Origin of the sequence: Rosenbergiella collisarenosi, assembly GCF_018494085.1 — a bacterium.
Lineage (GTDB): Bacteria > Pseudomonadota > Gammaproteobacteria > Enterobacterales > Enterobacteriaceae > Rosenbergiella > Rosenbergiella collisarenosi.
The window spans coordinates 11,558-29,747 of sequence record NZ_JABBFP010000014.1; the positions used below are offsets into that span (position 1 = coordinate 11,558).

Below are 18,190 nucleotides of genomic sequence, written 5' to 3' on the forward strand. Positions count from 1 at the left end.
TAATAATAAAGCCTATTATGACCCGACTGTTTGCCACCGCGCCGCAGATGGGTGTTGATGTCTCCTGATAACGAAGAAGAACCATGACCAATACGTCTCAACGACCTGTACGTCGCACTTGGCTGAAAAAGCTCGCTATTGTCTTGATTATTGTCGTCGTCGCCGTGGTGGCTTGGCGTCTCTTCTTCACCCAATCTTCCTCCCCAACAGGAGCGGCACCCGCAGGACGCCATGCAATGCGTGGGGGGATGGGAGCAGGGGGGGCCACTATCGTACATGCGGTAAGCGCCAAACAGGCAGATGTACCTGTCTATGTTTCCGCGCCGGGTACAGTCATTCCTAATGCAAGCGTCACGGTAACTAGCCGGATCACCGGCCAGCTCGACAAAGTCCTCTTCACCGAAGGCCAGAAGGTGAGCGCAGGGCAGTTGCTCGCCCAGATCGACGATCGAGATTACCAAGCGACCCTGGCGCAATATCAAGGCGCTTTAGCTGAAAACCAGGCGCTGTTAAAAAATGCCGAGTTGACCCTCGCACGCTATCGTAAACTCTACGCGCAAGACTCTTTATCTAAGCAAGACTTAGAGAGCCAAATCGCCACGGTTGGGCAATATCGCGGTACCGTACAACAGGATATTGCGCAGATTAATAACGCGAAAGTAAGTATTAGCTATGCGCGGATCACCGCTCCAGTAACGGGGCGCGTTGGGCTACGGTTGGTCGATGCCGGAAACCTGGTACAGAGTGGCGATAGTACCGGGATCGTGACGATTACGCAGATGCAGCCCGCGGCCGTCACCTTCAGCGTGCCACAGAGCTATGTGGGGCAATTGGCTAAGAAGCTGCACCAAGGCCAGGCGTTACCCGCGACCGCCTTCGACCAAGATGGTACCACCGTCCTCGCCGAGGGTGAGGTGCGCTTTATTAGTAACACTATCGATACCACCACCGGTAGCGTCGCGCTAAAAGCGATGTTTACTAACCAAGACGAATCGTTGTTCGCTAACCAGTTTGTGAATCTACGCCTGCAGATCGATCAGCTAAAACAGGCGACGGTAGTCTCGACCCAAGCTATCCAGCTCAGTAGCGATGGAAGCTTTGTTTTTGTGATCCGTCCGGATAATACGGTCGTGCGCCAAGCGGTCAACACCGGCCCGCTTTTCGGTAACGACCAGCAGGTGGTGCTCTCCGGGATTAAACCGGGGGATCGCTTAGTCTCCGAAGGTATTGACCGCCTGACCACGGGTAGCAAAGTGACGGTTGCTGATCAAACCGCGCCGCAGTCTGCTGAAAACAAGGCTGAGTAATGAATCCCTCTCGTCTCTTTATTCAACGCCCCGTGGCGACCGTGCTATTAATGGTCGCCGTCTTGCTCTCTGGGATCTTTGCCTACCGCTTCTTATCGGTGTCGGCGTTACCACAGGTCGATTACCCGACGATCCAAGTGACCACGCTCTATCCGGGGGCGAGTCCAGAAGTGATGTCGACCTCGGTCACCGCGCCGCTGGAGCGTGAACTCGGTGAGATGAGTGGCCTGAGTGCGATGACCTCCAACTCTTCCTCCGGCTCGTCGCTGATCACCCTGCGCTTTGGGCTGACGACCTCACTGGATGTCGCCGAGCAGGAAGTGCAGGCCGCGATTAACTCGGCCAACAGCCTATTACCTAACGATCTCCCTAACCCGCCGACCTATAAAAAGGTTAACCCTGCGGATACCCCGGTGGTGACGCTGGCGGCGACCTCCGATAACCTAGCGTTAACGCGGGTACAAGACTTATTGAACACGCGCGTGGCCTTAAAGCTCTCGCAAATATCCGGGGTCGGACTCGTCAGCTTGGACGGCGGTAATAAGCCTGCCATCCGTATTCAGCTTAACCCGACGGCGTTGGCCGCCCATAACCTGACCCTAGAGGAAGTGAATACGGTTGTCGGCAACAGTAACGTCAACGGTTCGAAGGGGGGCTTCGATGGTCAATACCACTCGGTGACAATCGATGCCAATGACCAGCTGCGGACCCCCGAAGAGTATGCGAATCTTATTATCACCTGGCAGGATGGCGCGGCGCTGCGCTTAAAAGACATTGCTACCATCACCCAAGGGGCGGAGAACACCTTCCAATCGGCATGGGCCGATAATCACCCCGCAATTATTATGAATGTCCAGCGCCAGCCGGGGGCTAACGTCATTCAGGTGGTCGATGATATCAAAGCTCAACTCCCTAAACTGCAACAGACCCTGCCCGCCGGGGTAACGCTGAAAATCGTGGCGGATCGGACGCAGACCATTCGCGCCTCCATCAGCGACGTCCAGTTCGAGATGGTGTTATCCATCGCGCTGGTGGTGATGGTTACCTTCCTCTTTTTACGCAATATCGCGGCGACACTGATCCCAAGCGTCGCGGTGCCGTTATCGCTGATCGGCACTTTCGGGGTGATGTACCTGCTCGGTTTTAGCTTAAACAATCTCTCACTGATGGCGCTGACTATCGCGACCGGGTTCGTGATCGATGATGCCATCGTCGTCGTGGAGAACATTTCACGGCGTCTTGAGGAGGGGGAGTCCCCGATGGAGGCCGCCTTGAAGGGGTCGCAGCAGATCGGCTTTACCATTATCTCGCTGACCTTCTCGCTAATTGCCGTGCTGATTCCCCTGCTATTTATGGGCGATGTGGTGGGGCGTTTATTCCGCGAGTTTGCGATTACGCTCGCGGTATCGATCTTGGTATCGATGTGTGTCTCCTTAACCCTAACCCCGATGCTCTGTGCCTATCTCCTCAAGCATACTCCGCCGGATCAGCAGTCGCGCTTTGCGCGCCAAGGAGAGGTATGGTTCGAGAAGATCGTTGCGGGTTACGATAAACTCTTGCGCCGGGTGTTGAACCACCAAAAGCTCACGCTATTGGTGGCGCTAGGGACCTTTGTGATGACCGCATTACTCTATATGGTGGTGCCGAAGGGCTTCTTCCCACAGCAAGATACCGGCATGATCCAAGGTATTACTCTCGCTTCGCAGGATGTCTCTTTCCAAGAGATGGCGACACGACAAAAACAACTGGCGTCGATCCTCCTTAAAAACCCCAACGTTGAGGCGTTAACTTCAACCATCGGTATCGACGGTACCAATACCAGCCTTAATAGTGGGCACTTACAGATTACGCTTAAGTCGTTTGAAGACCGCAGCGAACGTGCCGACGAGGTCATCGGTGAACTCAAGCAGGCGGCGCAACAAGTGCCGGGTATTAAGCTCTACCTGCAATCCGCGCAGGATCTGACGGTCAACGATCAGGTCACGCCTAACGAATATCAATTTACCCTGACCGACCTGAGCAGCGAGAACTTGGTCACTTGGACCCCACAGCTTATCGCCGCGCTGGCCAAGCGCCCGGAATTTAGCGATGTGGTCAGTAATCTGCAGGATCAGGGGCGTGTCGCCTATGTCGATCTCGATCGCGATAAAGCCTCGCGGCTTGGGATCACCGCTGCGGATGTTGATACGGCTCTATATAACGCCTTCGGCCAGCGGCTGATCTCCACTATCTTTACGCAGTCTAATCAATACCGTGTGGTGATGGAGGTGGCGCCGAAATACCAGCAGACTCCTGCATCGCTCGATGATATCTGGCTTAAGAGCTCGGTGACCGAGGCAGACACGTCTACGAGTACCACGGCGAACACCACTTCGACGAGCAACGCCACGTCGACCACCACGAAAAGTGGCATGGTTAAGCTCACAGCGGTCGCAACTGTGCATCAACGCCTAGGGTCGTTGATGAATATGCGCCTTAACCAGTATCCGGCGGTGATGGTCTCCTTTAATTTGGCGGACGGCTATTCGATTGAACAGGCGCAGCAGGCTATTACCGACGTGAGCCAACAGCTCGCGCTACCCGAGAGCATCTCGCTACAATATCAAGGCGCGGCGTCCTCGTTCCAAAGCGCGACCAATAATACCTTATGGTTGATCTTGGCCGCGTTATTGACCATGTATCTGGTGCTGGGGATCCTCTATGAAAGCTTTATTCACCCGGTTACCATCCTCTCGACGCTCCCCTCTGCGGCGATCGGCGCGCTACTAGCCCTATTATTAAGCGGCAGCGAGTTTAGCCTTATTGCGCTTATTGGGGTGATCCTCCTCATCGGTATCGTCAAGAAAAATGCGATTATGATGATCGACTTTGCCTTGCAAGCCGAACACGAGCAGGGATTATCACCGCGAGAGGCTATCCATCAGGCCTGTCTGCTACGTTTTCGCCCGATTCTGATGACGACGATGGCGGCATTATTGGGGGCGCTTCCACTGATGCTGGCGAGCGGTTCCGGTGCCGAACTGCGTCAACCCCTCGGGCTGGTCATTGTCGGCGGGCTGATTGTCAGCCAAGTGTTGACGCTGTTCTCCACCCCAGTGATCTACCTGTGGTTCGATCACTGGTCAGAGCGCGGACGCCGCTTTATCGCCCGTAAACAGCAACGTCGTCGGGATGAGCGATGAATATTACACGCTTATTTATCTTCCGCCCGGTCGCCACGCTATTATTGACCGCGGCATTGGTACTGCTAGGGTTCCTCGGTTATCGACTGCTGCCGGTTGCTCCGCTACCACAGATCGATTTCCCGACCATCATGGTGTCGGCCAGCCTCCCGGGGGCCAGCCCTGAAACGATGGCGGCGACCGTAGCGACCCCGCTGGAGCGTGCGCTCGGGCAGATCGCCGGCGTTTCGGAGATGACGTCGAGTAGCTCACAAAGCTCGACGCGCATCGTGCTCCAGTTCGATCTCGATCGCGATATCAATGGCGCGGCGCGTGACGTGCAAGCGGCCATCAACGCCTCGCGAAGTTTGCTGCCGAGTAGCATGCCGTCGCTGCCGACATACCGTAAGGCGAACCCCTCCGATGCGCCGATCGTCCTCTTGGCGCTGACCTCGAAGACGCGCACGGCGGGTCAGCTTTACGATATTGCCGAGAGTAAAATCGAGCAGGTTCTCGCACAGGTCAGTGGGGTGGGCGAGGTATCGTTGATGGGGAGCGCGTTGCCTGCGGTACGCATCGACCTGCAACCCAACAAGCTCACCCAGTACGGCGTCTCGCTCGATGAGGTCCGTAAAGCGGTGGCCAATAGCACCTCGAACCTGCCAAAAGGCATCTTACAGGGCACCCATATCTCTTGGGCGATAGACGGCAATAGCCAGCTGGATAAGGCCGCTCTCTATCAAAACTTGATCATTCGTTATCAGGATGGCAAGGCCTTACGGCTAAAGGATGTGGCGACCATCTACGACGGAGTACAGGATAAGTATGTTTCCGGGGCGTTAAATGGTAATCCGGCGGTGATGCTTGGGGTGACCCGCCAAGCGGGAGCCAATATGCTGGTGACCATCGATGAGATTAAAGCCAAGTTACCGCAACTTCGCGAACAGCTCCCGGCAGATACCTCGTTACAGCTCGTCCTCGACCGTTCGCCGAACGTCCGCTCATCGCTATATGAAACGGAAGAGACGCTATTGGTGGCTGTGATGCTCGTCGTCGCCGTGGTATTTGTCTTTCTACGGGATTGGCGCTCGGTACTGATCCCCGCGCTCGCCTTACCGGTATCGTTGATTGGCACCTGTATTTTCATGTATCTGCTCGGCTACAGCCTCGATAATCTCTCGCTGATGGCGTTAATTATCGCCACCGGCTTTGTCGTCGACGATGCCATCGTGGTACTCGAAAATATTATCCGCCATATCGAAGAGGGGTTAAGCCCGGTACGCGCGGCGATCCGTGGCGCCAAGGAGGTAAGCTTTACGGTGCTGTCGATGACGGCCTCCTTGATCGCCGTTTTTATTCCTATCCTCCTGATGGGCAGCATCGTCGGGCGTCTGTTCAGAGAGTTCGCCGTCACCTTATCGATCTCCCTCGTGATCTCGATGTTTGTCTCGCTCAGCCTCACGCCGATGCTATGCGCACGTTTACTAAAACGCCGCCCGCCGGTGAGCGAGCGTCCTCACCCGGTCTTTCGCTGGATAGAAGCTCGACTCGCTGGCCTGTTAGCGCTCTATAGTCGCGGCCTGAAATGGGTCCTCGCTCATCAGAAAGTGACGATGCTCGGGTTGTTGGCGACGGTACTCCTTAACTTCTATCTCTTTAGCGTCGTACAGAAGGGCTTTTTCCCGGATCAAGATACCGGCATGCTGATGGGGATGGTGCGTGCCGACCAGAGTGCATCGTTCGAGGCGATGACACCGAAAGTCACCCAGTTCACACAGCTGATCCTTAACGACCCCGATGTCGATGCCGTCATGTCCTCTCGCGGCGGTGGAATGTTTGGGTCGCGCAGTTCAGCGACCTTCTTCGTGAAATTAAAACCGCTGACACAGCGTAAAGACTCGGCGACCGCCATTGCCAACCGTCTAACGATGAAAGGTAGCCAGATCGCGGGCGCACAGATGTTTCTGATGGCCGCTCAGGATCTACGGGTGGGGGGGCGTAGCGCTAATGCCGCCTATCAATATAGCCTGCAAGCCGACGATCTTAGCCTGCTGCGTGAGTGGACGCCGAAGGTGCAGAAGGCCTTTAGCGCGTTACCGCAACTGACCAGCGTCGACTCCGACTCGCAGACCGGTGGACAAGAAGTGATGCTGACCATCGATCGCGATGCGGCGATACGCCTCGGCGTCGATGTACAGATGCTTGATACCATGCTGAATAACGCCTTCAGTCAACGACAGATTGCGACCATCTATAAAACGCTTAACCAATACAAAGTCGTGATGATGCTGCAGAGCAGTAACACTGCCGAAGCCGATGAACTGTCGAAAATCTATGTACTCAATGACGCGGGGGATCGTATTCCACTCTCCGCCATCGCCCGCTTTAGTGGGGCGAATGCGCCGCTCTCCGTTGCACACCAAGGGCAATCGGCGACCAGTACCATTGCGTTTAATTTGGCGGATGGCGTCTCTTTAGAGCAGGCGCAAGCCGTGATTAAGCAGACGATGGCGAAGATCGGGGTACCGGATACCATCGCGGCGAGTTTTCAGGGCACCGCGCAGGCCTTTAGCGCCTTAACCGCGACGCTACCGTGGCTGATCCTCGCGGCATTAGCGGCGGTCTATATCGTGCTGGGGATGTTGTATGAGAGCTATATCCATCCGCTCACTATCTTGTCGACCCTGCCTTCTGCGGGCGTTGGGGCGTTACTGCTGTTGATTCTTACCGACACCCAGCTCACGGTGATCGCCCTGATCGGGATTATCTTGTTGATCGGCATCGTGAAGAAAAATGCCATTATGCTGATCGACTTTGCCTTAGATGCCGAAAGGCGCGGTATGACGCCGCAACAGGCGATTACCGAGGCCTGCCTTAAACGGTTTCGTCCGATTATGATGACAACCTTAGCCGCCTTCTTCGGCGCGTTGCCGATGGCATTGGGGAGTGGTGGCGATGCCGATTTACGCAGTCCCTTAGGGATAGCGATTGCTGGGGGGCTGGCTCTGAGTCAACTCCTCACCTTATTCACGACGCCGGTGGTTTATCTGTGGCTAGATAGGCTTAGCCAAGCGACTCGTCAGCGCTGGCAGCGTTTTCGTCATTCAGGAAATTCGTAATGAAATTATCTTATAAGCTTTCGACGTTAAGCCTACTGCTGGCGTTAACCGGCTGTATGGTCGGTCCAGACTACCAACGACCAACGCAACCGCTGCCATTAGCGTTCAAAGAGGCGAAGGGCTGGCAACAAGCGCAGCCGCAGGATACGTTGCAAAAGGGAGAGTGGTGGCAGATCTACCAGGATCCACAACTCGATCAGCTGGTCTCGCAGGTCGCCATCTCTAACCAGAATGTGGCGATGTACGCCGCCCAGTATCGACAAGCGTTGGCGCTGACGGATCAAGCGACCGCGAATCTCTATCCGACCGTTAGCGGTGACGTGCACTCGACACGCAGCGGCTCTGCCACCTCAGGCCAACGTACCACCAGCAATAGTCATTCGGCGCAGTTGAGTGCCAGCTGGGAGGTCGACTTATGGGGCAAGCTACGGCGTCAACGGGCGGAGGATCGGGCGAGCGCGCAATCGAGCCAGGCAGATCTCGCGAATGCCACGCTGAGCGCGCAATCGACCCTCGCACAGGACTATTTCCAGCTGCGGATCATGGATCAGCGCATCGCGTTGTACCAGAAGAGTATCGATGCCTACCAAGGCTATCTGCGCATCATTAATAATAAATACCAGGCGGGTAGCGAGAACCGGGCGACGGTGGCACAAGCGCAGATGCAATTACAAGGCGCGCGCTCGACCCTACTCGGCATCACGTGGCAACGGGCGCAGCTCGAGCATGCCATCGCGCTATTAATCGGTAAGACACCGGCAGAGTTCTCGTTGCCCGCTGCACCGCTGACGGCGACGCTACCGACTATCCCCGTGATGGTCCCCTCGCACTTATTACAACGTCGGCCGGATATCGCGGTAGCAGAACGTTCCATGGCGGCGGCAAATGAAGCGATTGGCGTTGCTATCGCGGGTTACTTCCCTGACCTCACCTTGAGCGCGTCGGGGGGCACCAGCGCCAGCGAGCTACATAATCTCTTCTCGCTGCCTTATCGTGTCTGGTCCTTAGGGCCGGAACTCAGTGAGACGCTGCTAGACTTCGGCGCGACGAAAGCCTCGGTGGCGCAAGCGCGCGCTGCCTATGATGCCCAAGTCGCGAACTATCGACAAACCGTATTAACCGCTATGCAGGGTGTTGAAGATAACCTCGTCGAGCTTAATACCTTAGGTGAGGAGATCTCGGCACAGCGTGACTCTGCCCAGGCGGCGATGACCTCCGCCCAGGTGACGCGCAATCAATACGACGCCGGGATGATCGATTACCTTGACGTGGCGACCACCGAGAATAGTAGCCTTAGCGAACAGCAATCCCTCTTACAATTGCAAAGCCAGCAGTGGGTCAGCAGCGTTGCGCTGATTGCCTCTCTCGGCGGAGGCTGGCAAGCCCCAAAATAGTCACTATTTTCGGTAAGTGATTATAAAAGTTAACTAATAGTTAACGACAATATTTGTCAGGGGGCAGTTAAACGTGTTTAATCAAAGGTATCAGAATTCCGATACCTTTGATTTCAAGGAAAACATGTTGCTCAAATTTCTGCGCTGGGTGTGCCAAATGCTGTGGCGAGTTGACGTTCAAGGAGATACCTCCAGCTTTCGTTCGCAAAAGGTGATTATTACCCCCAATCACGTCTCTTTCCTCGATGGTATCCTACTCGCGCTATTCTTACCGGTTAAACCGGTGTTTGCCATAACCGCAACCTACTCCAATCACTGGGCACTGCGCCTAGTCAAGCGCTGGGCCGATGTCGTCGCCCTAGATCCCGCGAAGCCGATGACCATGAAGCGGTTGATTAAAGAGGTCAATCAGGGGCGGCCGGTGGTGATTTTCCCGGAAGGCCGTATTTCCGTGACCGGGTCGCTGATGAAGGTCTATAGCGGGGCGGGGTTTATTGCGGCCAAGACGGGCGCTACGCTGATCCCGATTCGTATTGAAGGCGCGGAGTTTACGCCGCTAAGTCGCCTACCGGCGAAACGCCGTCTATTCCCTAAAATTCGGCTATTTATTCTACCCGCTACGCAGATCCCCATGCCGCAAGCGCCGAAGGCACGCCAACGCCGCGTGTTAGCGGGGGAGCATTTAGCCCATATTATGCAAGAAGCGCGCATGGCGGTGCGTCCGCGAGAGACGTTATACGAAGCCTTTATCAACGCGGCAACGCGTTATGGCTGGTCGCACGGGTGTGTCGACGATATTAATTTCTCGGTGCATAGCTATCGCCAACTGCTTAAGAAGGTCTTGGGTGTGGCCTGTATTCTTGAGAAAGAGACGCAACCAGGGCAGAGCATCGGCTTGTTATTACCGAATAGCGTGGTTACCGTGGCGACCCTACTCGCCGCGACGGCTCGCGGCCGGATTCCGGCGATGCTTAATTACTCTGCGGGGAATAATGGGTTACAGGCGGCGATCACCGCCGCAGAAATCACCACCGTGTTGACCTCCCGCCAGTTTCTCGATAAAGGGAAACTGCATTATCTGGTGGAGAATGCACCGCAGGTTAGGTGGCTCTATCTGGAAGATCTTAAAGAAACGCTTACCCGAGAAGATAAATGGTGGGTCGCCAAGCATCTGTTCTTTCCGAAAGCGGCACAGGTTACACAGCAGGCGGAAGATGCGGCAGTCATCCTCTTTACATCCGGTTCAGAGGGCTTACCTAAAGGGGTGGTACACAGCCACAAAAGTTTATTGGCCAACGTCGAGCAGATCCGTACCGTGGCCGATTTTCTGCCGCGCGACTGCTTTCTTTCCGCCATGCCACTTTTCCATGCCTTCGGCCTTACGGTAGGGCTGTTACTCCCTCTCTCTACCGGAGCGAAAGCCTTTCTTTATCCAAGCCCGCTGCATTATCGTGTGATCCCTGAACTGGTCTACGATCAAGACTGTACGGTGTTATTCGGGACCTCTACGTTCCTCAACTACTATGGGCGTTTTGCCGAGGGCTATGACTTCGCGCGTCTACGCTACGTGGTGGCCGGGGCGGAGAAGCTACAAGATAACGTGCGACAGCTCTACGCCGAAAAATTTGGTATTCGTATCCTTGAGGGGTATGGCGCGACAGAATGCGCCCCAGTCTTATCGATTAATCTGCCGATGGCGGCTAAGATTAATACCGTCGGTCGCTTATTGCCGGCGATGGACTTTCGGCTAATCGCGGTTCCCGGTATTGATCAGGGGGGGCGACTCCAGGTTCGCGGCCCCAATATCATGAAAGGCTATCTGCGGGTGGAAAAGCCAGGACAGCTCGAAACGCCGAGTGCCGACAATGGCGAAGGGCAATTCGATGCCGGCTGGTATGACACTGGCGATATTGTCAGTTTCGATGAAGACGGCTTCTGCCGTATTCAGGGGCGAGTGAAGCGTTTCGCGAAGCTGGCGGGGGAGATGGTCTCTCTCGAGACGGTTGAATCGTTGGCGATGGCGGCGTCCGCCGAACACGACCATGCGGCATCGGTTAAGCAGGATAGCCAAAAGGGAGAGGCGTTAGTCTTATTCACGACCGACAGGCAGCTTAGGCGCGAGCAGTTGCTCGCCGCGGCGAAAGCCGGTGGACACAATGAATTACTGGTACCGCGCGATATCCGCTATCTGGAATCGCTACCGGTGCTGGGTAGCGGCAAACCTGACTATGTTTCCTTAAAAGCGCTGGCAGCAGAGCCTGCGCAATCATCTTCTGAAAATGGCTAACCATGAAATTATCTGCAGATTCACCTCTTAGTGTACCGGGCATCCGCCCGGTCTTATTGGCGCAATTCTTCTCTGCCTTCGCGGATAACGCACTACTCTTTGCGACGCTGGCGCTCCTCAAGAACGCCGACTATCCAGACTGGAGCCAACCGATCCTCCAGATGGTCTTTGTCATCGCTTATATCCTGTTAGCGCCTTTCGTTGGACACTTCGCAGACCGTTTCTCAAAAGGTCGTGTGATGATGATCGCCAACAGTATCAAGTTAATTGGCGTGGTCGCGATAGGCCTAAATATAAGTCCTTTCTTAGGATATAGCTTGGTGGGTATTGGCGCTGCCGCCTACTCCCCGGCTAAATACGGCATTCTAGGCGAGTTACTCCCGACCAAGCAGCTGGTGAAAGGTAATGGCTTGATGGAGGCATCGACCATCGCCGCCATCTTATTAGGATCGGTAAGCGGTGGGGTGCTCGCGGATTGGCATGTCTCAACAGCCCTACTGGTGTGTGCCATCGTCTATGCTTTAGCCGTGATAGCGAACGTTATGATCCCTAAACTGGCCGCGGCGCGACCGGAAGGGAATTACCATCCTAAGCGTCTATTACAGCAATTTAACCAAGCCTGCCGCACGCTATGGCAAGATAAGACCTGTCGCTTCTCGCTGATCGGAACCAGCATGTTCTGGGGCGCTGGAGTGACCTTACGCTTCTTATTGGTGATCTGGGTCCCTGTCGCTTTAGGCATCCAAGATAACACCACACCGACCACGCTCAATGCTATGGTGGCAATCGGTATCGTCGTGGGGGCGTTCTTAGCGGCGAAACTTGTGTCGTTACAACACGCCGGTAAGGCGCTTCCCGCAGGGATCGCAGTGGGACTGTTGGTTATCGTCTTCGCGTTAGAAACTCACTTGCTGCCGGCCTATGGCCTATTAGTATTAGTGGGTGTATTCGGCGGATTCTTTGTCGTCCCGCTCAACGCGCTGTTACAAGAGCGTGGTCAGCAGACAGTGGGGACCGGGAGTGCCATTGCCGTACAGAATCTGGGCGAGAACAGCGTGATGCTGGCAATGCTGGTTATCTACAGCGTGGCAGTTTGGCTTGGGGCTTCTGCGGTGGTCACAGGTGTAGCCTTCGGCATCTTATTTGCTCTGGCTATCACCTGTTTATGGGTCTGGCAGTTACAACGTAAAGCTTAATGCCTCTTAGGGCGCAGGATTAGGATAGCGGCGATGGATCGCCTCAATACCCGCCAAGACCTCTTCAGTTAATACTACCTCAATACTATCGATATCTTGCTTGAGTTGATCGAGGCTGGTCGCCCCTAATAGCGTGCTGGCGACGAACGGCTGCTGACGCACATAGGCCAACGCCATTTGTGCCGGGTCGAGCTGGTGCGCGTGAGCCAACGCCACATAGTCGGCTATCGCCAGTTCGGTATATTCGCCGTTATAGCGGGTAAAACGACTGAACAAGGTGTTTCGTGCCTTCTCGGGACGTTTACCCTCGAGATACTTGCCGGTGAGCGTACCGAAAGCCAGGGACGAGTAAGCGAGTAGCTCGATACCCTCGAACTGACTGATTTCAGCTAAACCTACCTCAAAGCTGCGATTGACCAAGCTGTAGGGGTTTTGAATCGAGACGATGCGTGGCAGGTCATGCTTTTCGGCCAGTTGTAGGTAGCGCATTACGCCCCATGGCGTTTCGTTCGAGACGCCGATATAGCGGATCTTACCCGCCCTAACGTGTTCAGAGAGGGCATCCAGCGTGTCGAGCAAGGTTACCGGAACATTTTCTTCGCTGTACTGATAGCCTAACTTACCGAAGCAGTTGGTTGGGCGCTGTGGCCAATGCAGCTGGTAGAGGTCGAGATAATCGGTATTCAGGCGTTTTAGGCTGGCTTCCAGCGCCTCACGGATATTTTTCCGGTCCAACGCCTGCTGCGGGCGAATCGACGCGTCATTACCCCGTACCGGGCCTGCGACTTTACTGGCGAGGATCACTTGATCACGTTGACCACTCTTTTTCAGCCAACTGCCGATATAACTCTCGGTCGACCCTTGTGTCTCTGGGCGTGGCGGCACAGGGTACATCTCGGCGGTATCGATAAGGTTAATCCCGCGCTCGCGGGCATAGTCGAGTTGTTGGTGAGCATCAGCTTCGCTGTTCTGCTCACCGAAGGTCATGGTTCCCAGCCCTAATTGACTGACTTCGAGACTACTGTGCGGGATACGATGGTAGTGCATAGTCAATCCTTATTATTTTTTAATAATACTGGAGATATCGTCGCTATTAATTTGCGTCGTATGGCCTTGCTGATCCGTATATTCGACCAGGCCAGTCTCTTTATCGATAATAGGCTTTCCTTCGGTGACTAACATTTTTCCATCCTTGGTCGCCATCACATAGTCGCTAGAACAGCCACTTAATAGCAGGCTACCGAGTACGCCGACGAGTAGTAAAATACCTTTGGTCATCTTTTCTTATCCTCTTTTCGTTAGCGCAACAGTAAAACGACGATAGCCGTTAGCTCATAGCAGAATTGTCTGTATTCCTTGTAGCGGGGAAGAAATGTGCCGCAAAGGAGTATCCCCAACCGAGTTTTAGGGATAATAATTATTTAATACATTGATTAATAGTACTAAAAATATTATTGGCTGCGTAACGTCAAGCCAATTTAAAACGTAAAGAGTTATGTCGTGAGTGTCATTGATAAGCTAAAGCGTTACGCGACTTTAAGCAAGGCCGATAATCCTACGTGGATTAGCCGAAATGCCGGCGCAGCAGCGGGGCAGTAAAGCTTTTTTTCAGATAGAAACCGCGAGGCAGCGTGAGTATTTTATCCCCAGACTCGCCGATTGCTGAGGTGAGAGCCCGATTATTGGCGGCTTTTGGCCGAATCTGTAAAAACTCACCTTGCCGAGCGGTGATCGCTTCCACACGACCCAGCGCGATCATCTCCATTAACTCTTCCCAATCCGCTTGCAGTTGTTGATCTTCTTCTTGCGATGGCTCCCAGAGTAGTGGGGCACCGATCCGCCGCTCGGCGAGAGGAATGTGCCGCTCTCCCTCAATGGGTATCCACAGCACTTTAGCGAGCTTTTGTCGGACGTGGCTCTGCTCCCACGTAACGCCGATATTACCGTTGAGGGGCGCAACGCAGACAAAGGTTGTTTCCAGCGGCTCTCCTTGTGCATTGATTGGAATCGTCTTCAACTCAATGCCGAGGTGTGCGAAGTCCTGCTCGGCCTTACTTCCCGCTTGCGCTCCCAGCGATAGCTCGATCAAATTCCCGACCCAGCCTTTATTACGCTGCAAGTTGTCTGGCAGGTGGATACCTCGTTCGGCGGCCACCTCCGCGAAGGTTTTTCCGGCAATCAGTTGCGCACGAGCAAGTAACTCGGCTTGTGACTCAGGGGGCGAAAGCAGGGCTACCGGCATAGTGAGCTCTCTGGTTAAAAAGTGACCACTTATCGAAGGATTTAGCGGGTCAATGTTAATTGATGGACAGAACGCGAATAATAGCATGAAAAGCCATGGTTTTTTAGGGTTACCCCGAGTGTTAAATTGCGCTCACCACGAGGTTATCCCTCCTTTAACTCGTTCATGAACAGGTTTGTCACCCTACTTATCCACAGAAAAATGGGATAACTGTTCAAAAAGCGGAGTACTGTTTCTATTTACAGCCTTGACATTGGGTTCTGGTCGATTTTTTTTCGACTTATGCATAACATTCCGGCAGGTTCTGTGGATAATTTAAAAATCGCTCATATTTTAACCAATGCGCTAAGTGTCTATCTTGCTCATTGCGAATAACCGGGTGAAATGTTGTTTATAAACCTATTAACTTCATGTAAATTAAGGTTTTTATAAATACGCTGTAGACGAGTAAAATAAGCCTCTCGCGATGATTATTCAGCTGAATCCCATCTTCTTCACAAAGCTATCCACAGAAAAGGTGAATAAAGTCGGTTAACTTAGGGGATGTTTGTTTATAACTTTGGTTTTACCCCATACTTATCCCAAAAAATCCGATTCATTTCGCCTGCAGGCAATTGTTTACCGCCCGTGAGGAGTATGAAACAATCAGGTTATCTAAAAAGAATATCGAGGTAGTCCAGTGATCGATGATGATGGCTACCGCCCCAACGTGGGGATAGTAATTTGTAATCGTCAAGGGCAGGTGCTCTGGGCACGACGATTTGGTCAGCACTCTTGGCAATTTCCGCAAGGCGGAATTAATCCTGGAGAGACCGCAGAGCAGGCGATGTACCGTGAATTATACGAAGAAGTGGGGCTGCACCGTAAAGATGTGCGCATCCTCGCATCAACGCGTAATTGGTTACGCTACAAATTACCCAAACGTTTGGTGCGATGGGATACACGTCCAGTTTGCATTGGCCAGAAGCAGAAATGGTTCTTGCTACAGTTACAGGGGCAAGATACGGCCGTTAATGTCCAACGCAGTAGCACCCCGGAATTCGATGGCTGGCGTTGGGTCAGCTTTTGGTATCCGGTACGGCAGGTCGTCTCCTTCAAACGAGATGTCTACCGGCGGGTAATGAAAGAATTTGCAATATCGCTAATGGTACAACCCGAAGGGGGAGGCCAGCGTACGAATTATCCAGGACGGCGTAAGAGAGGATAAATAATGGCACTGAAGCTCACACAGTTACGGGATATTGTTGAAAAAGTGGCGAGTGCGCCACGGCTCAACGATGCACTGGAAATTCTCGTTAATGAAATCTGTCATACGATGGATACAGAGGTCTGTTCTCTGTATCTGGCGGATCATGAGCGCGGTTGCTATTACTTGATGGCGACGCGTGGCTTAAAAAAACCACGCGGTAAAAACATCACTCTCGCCTTGGATGAGGGGATCGTCGGCTTGGTGGGCCGCCTAGCCGAGCCGATTAACCTCGCCGATGCCCCATCACACCCGAGTTTTAAATTTATTCCCTCTGTTAATGAGGAGCACTACCGTGCCTTCCTCGCAGCACCCATCGTATCGCGCCGCACTGTCTTAGGCGTATTGGTCGTCCAACAGCGTGAGACGCGGCAGTATGACGAGAGCGAGGAGTCGTTTCTCGTCACGCTTGCGACGCAGGTCGCAACGTTACTCTCGCCTTCACAACTGCGACAACTGTTTGGGCTTTATCGACAGAGTCGTTTACAGGGCATTGCCGCCTCTCCCGGTGTGGCGATCGCCCCCGGCTGGGTAGATCAGGTCCAACCGCTACTCGAACAAGTGACGAGAGCCTCGGCGCTGGATATCGAACAAGAGCAAGAGCGCTTATTGTTAGCGATGTCTGAAGCGGGGGAGGAGTTCCGTCGTTATAGCAAGCGCTTCTCCGGGAGCGCGCAAAAAGAGAGTGCAGAGATTTTTAATCTCTACTCCCACTTGCTCAGCGAACCTCGGCTGAAAAAAAGCCTGCTCGCCGAAATTGAGCAGGGTATCGTCGCCGAATGGGCCGTGAAAGTGGTGATCGAAAAGTTCGCTGCGCAATTCTTGGAGCTAAAAGATAACTATCTGCGTGATCGCGCCAATGATCTCCGTGAACTCGGGCAACGCTTGCTCTTTCATCTCGATGACTCCCTACAAGGCAGTAACAGCTGGCCAGAACGTTTTGTGCTGGTGGCCGACGAACTTACCGCCACCTCCTTGGCGGAGATCCCACAAGATCGGCTAGCCGGCATCGTCGTGCGCGATGGGGCGGCGAACTCTCATGCGGCAATCCTCACGCGTGCCCTAGGGATCCCTACCGTGATGGGGGTGGATATCCGCCCTGAACAGCTGGATAAACGTCAGCTAATCGTCGATGCCTATCGCGGTGAGGTGTTGATCGAGCCCGAGCCGATCCTGATTAAAGAGTATCAGCGGCTGCTTAAAGAAGAGAATGCCCTGAGTAAGACGGCGGAAACTGCGGCGGAACTCGCCGGTGAGCTGAAGAGCGGCGAGCATATCACGATTCTGCTCAACGCTGGACTGAGTGCTGAGCTTGAGCAGGCGCAAGATAAATGGGTTGAAGGGATCGGGCTATATCGTACTGAGGTTCCTTTTATGTTGCAGAGCGGCTTCCCTTCTGAGGAGGAGCAAGTTGCACAGTACCAAGGGATGCTTCAGCTCTTCCATCAAAAGCCAGTGACCCTACGTACCCTAGATATTGGGGCGGATAAACAGCTGCCTTATATGCCGATCAGCGAAGAAAACCCGGCGCTCGGTTGGCGCGGTATTCGCCTGACCTTGGATCAGCCTGAGATTTTCCTGGTACAGATCCGGGCCATGCTGAGAGCAAACGCGGCATCGGGTAATCTACGTATCCTACTGCCGATGGTCACCAGTATCGAAGAGATCGACGACGCTCGTCATCTTATCGACCGTGCCGCTCACGAGGTGGAAGAGTTATTGGGCTACGAGATCCCTAGGCCGCCTATTGGCATCATGCTTGAAGTGCCGTCGATGATTTTTCTGATCCCTCAGCTAGCGCTGAAGGTCGACTTTGTTTCAGTCGGGACCAACGATTTAACGCAATATTTATTGGCGGTGGACCGTAATAACAGCCGTGTGGCGAACCTGTATAGCGCATTACATCCCGCCGTGTTACATGCGTTATATCGCATTATGGTGCTGGCCAAACGCGTCGACCTACCGGTCTTTTTATGTGGCGAGATGGCGGGGGACCCGACTTGCGTCCCTCTACTTATTGGGATGGGTTATCGCCACCTCAGCATGAACGGTAAGAATATTCCAAGGGTGAAGTATTTATTGCGTAACCTAGCGTGTAACGATACCGAACAGCTGACGGCACAAGTTCTCCAATCCAGTACTACCGACGAGGTACGCTATCAGATTTCCGTGTTTATGGAACGACGCGGACTTGGAGGATTGATCCGCGGCGGTCGTTAATACTCCGCTACATTTACA

Annotated in this window: 11 protein-coding genes; 8 read left to right on the top strand and 3 right to left on the bottom strand. The window is 53.9% G+C overall.

Annotated features, from left to right (window positions below; genetic code table 11):
* Positions 1-83 precede the first annotated feature (83 nt).
* The 6 genes from HGT70_RS15710 (at position 84) to lplT (ending at position 12,464) form a co-directional block, all read left to right on the top strand.
* A complete protein-coding gene (locus HGT70_RS15710; RefSeq protein ID WP_214196503.1) occupies positions 84-1,307 on the top strand; it encodes an efflux RND transporter periplasmic adaptor subunit in 1,224 nt (407 codons plus the stop codon).
* Positions 1,307-4,489: an efflux RND transporter permease subunit gene (locus HGT70_RS15715; RefSeq protein ID WP_214196504.1), complete on the top strand. Its 3,183-nt coding sequence runs from the start codon at positions 1,307-1,309 to the stop codon at positions 4,487-4,489. Before HGT70_RS15710 ends, HGT70_RS15715 begins: the two co-directional genes overlap by 1 nt.
* On the top strand, positions 4,486-7,587 hold the full coding sequence (locus tag HGT70_RS15720; RefSeq protein ID WP_214196505.1) for an efflux RND transporter permease subunit: 3,102 nt from the start codon (positions 4,486-4,488) through the stop codon (positions 7,585-7,587). Before HGT70_RS15715 ends, HGT70_RS15720 begins: the two co-directional genes overlap by 4 nt.
* Positions 7,587-8,981: an efflux transporter outer membrane subunit gene (locus HGT70_RS15725; RefSeq protein WP_214196506.1), complete on the top strand. Its 1,395-nt coding sequence runs from the start codon at positions 7,587-7,589 to the stop codon at positions 8,979-8,981. Before HGT70_RS15720 ends, HGT70_RS15725 begins: the two co-directional genes overlap by 1 nt.
* Positions 8,982-9,105: 124 nt before the next feature.
* Positions 9,106-11,268 carry a bifunctional acyl-ACP--phospholipid O-acyltransferase/long-chain-fatty-acid--ACP ligase gene (gene aas / locus HGT70_RS15730; protein WP_214196507.1) on the top strand — a complete coding sequence of 721 codons (2,163 nt, stop codon included), beginning with the start codon at positions 9,106-9,108 and terminating at the stop codon, positions 11,266-11,268.
* A 2-nt stretch (positions 11,269-11,270) separates the two neighbouring features.
* Entirely contained in the window at positions 11,271-12,464 is a 1,194-nt protein-coding gene (lplT, locus tag HGT70_RS15735) for a lysophospholipid transporter LplT (protein ID WP_214196508.1), read from the top strand.
* A gap of 6 nt (positions 12,465-12,470) precedes the next feature.
* Here lplT and HGT70_RS15740 read toward each other — a convergent pair whose 3' ends face one another.
* The 3 genes from HGT70_RS15740 to mutH all read right to left on the bottom strand — a co-directional run bounded on the left by HGT70_RS15740 (position 12,471) and on the right by mutH (position 14,706).
* Complete coding sequence (locus HGT70_RS15740) at positions 12,471-13,511, bottom strand: NADP(H)-dependent aldo-keto reductase (protein WP_214196509.1); 1,041 nt, start codon at positions 13,509-13,511, stop codon at positions 12,471-12,473.
* Positions 13,512-13,523: 12 nt separating this feature from the next.
* Positions 13,524-13,742 carry a YgdI/YgdR family lipoprotein gene (locus HGT70_RS15745; protein WP_214196510.1) on the bottom strand — a complete coding sequence of 73 codons (219 nt, stop codon included), beginning with the start codon at positions 13,740-13,742 and terminating at the stop codon, positions 13,524-13,526.
* 286 nt (positions 13,743-14,028) lie between these two features.
* Positions 14,029-14,706: a DNA mismatch repair endonuclease MutH gene (gene mutH, locus HGT70_RS15750; protein ID WP_071431688.1), complete on the bottom strand. Its 678-nt coding sequence runs from the start codon at positions 14,704-14,706 to the stop codon at positions 14,029-14,031.
* 679 nt (positions 14,707-15,385) lie between these two features.
* On the opposite strand from mutH, the gene rppH reads away from it, so the two are divergent.
* Positions 15,386-15,913 (top strand): RNA pyrophosphohydrolase, encoded by a 528-nt coding sequence (gene rppH / locus HGT70_RS15755; protein ID WP_071431686.1) that lies wholly within the window; start codon positions 15,386-15,388, stop codon positions 15,911-15,913.
* 3 nt (positions 15,914-15,916) lie between these two features.
* Entirely contained in the window at positions 15,917-18,172 is a 2,256-nt protein-coding gene (ptsP, locus tag HGT70_RS15760) for a phosphoenolpyruvate--protein phosphotransferase (RefSeq protein WP_071431684.1), read from the top strand.
* The last annotated feature ends 18 nt before the right edge of the window (positions 18,173-18,190 follow it).

Bases quoted from the DNA above. Each gene is read 5' to 3' on its own strand.
- HGT70_RS15740 (WP_214196509.1), bottom strand. From the start codon at position 13,511: ATGCACTACCATCGTATCCCGCACAGTAGTCTCGAAGTCAGTCAATTA.
- HGT70_RS15725 (WP_214196506.1), top strand. From the start codon at position 7,587: ATGAAATTATCTTATAAGCTTTCGACGTTAAGCCTACTGCTGGCGTTA.
- HGT70_RS15720 (WP_214196505.1), top strand. From the start codon at position 4,486: ATGAATATTACACGCTTATTTATCTTCCGCCCGGTCGCCACGCTATTA.
- aas (WP_214196507.1), top strand. From the start codon at position 9,106: ATGTTGCTCAAATTTCTGCGCTGGGTGTGCCAAATGCTGTGGCGAGTT.
- HGT70_RS15745 (WP_214196510.1), bottom strand. From the start codon at position 13,742: ATGACCAAAGGTATTTTACTACTCGTCGGCGTACTCGGTAGCCTGCTA.
- HGT70_RS15710 (WP_214196503.1), top strand. From the start codon at position 84: ATGACCAATACGTCTCAACGACCTGTACGTCGCACTTGGCTGAAAAAG.
- lplT (WP_214196508.1), top strand. From the start codon at position 11,271: ATGAAATTATCTGCAGATTCACCTCTTAGTGTACCGGGCATCCGCCCG.
- ptsP (WP_071431684.1), top strand. From the start codon at position 15,917: ATGGCACTGAAGCTCACACAGTTACGGGATATTGTTGAAAAAGTGGCG.
- HGT70_RS15715 (WP_214196504.1), top strand. From the start codon at position 1,307: ATGAATCCCTCTCGTCTCTTTATTCAACGCCCCGTGGCGACCGTGCTA.
- mutH (WP_071431688.1), bottom strand. From the start codon at position 14,706: ATGCCGGTAGCCCTGCTTTCGCCCCCTGAGTCACAAGCCGAGTTACTT.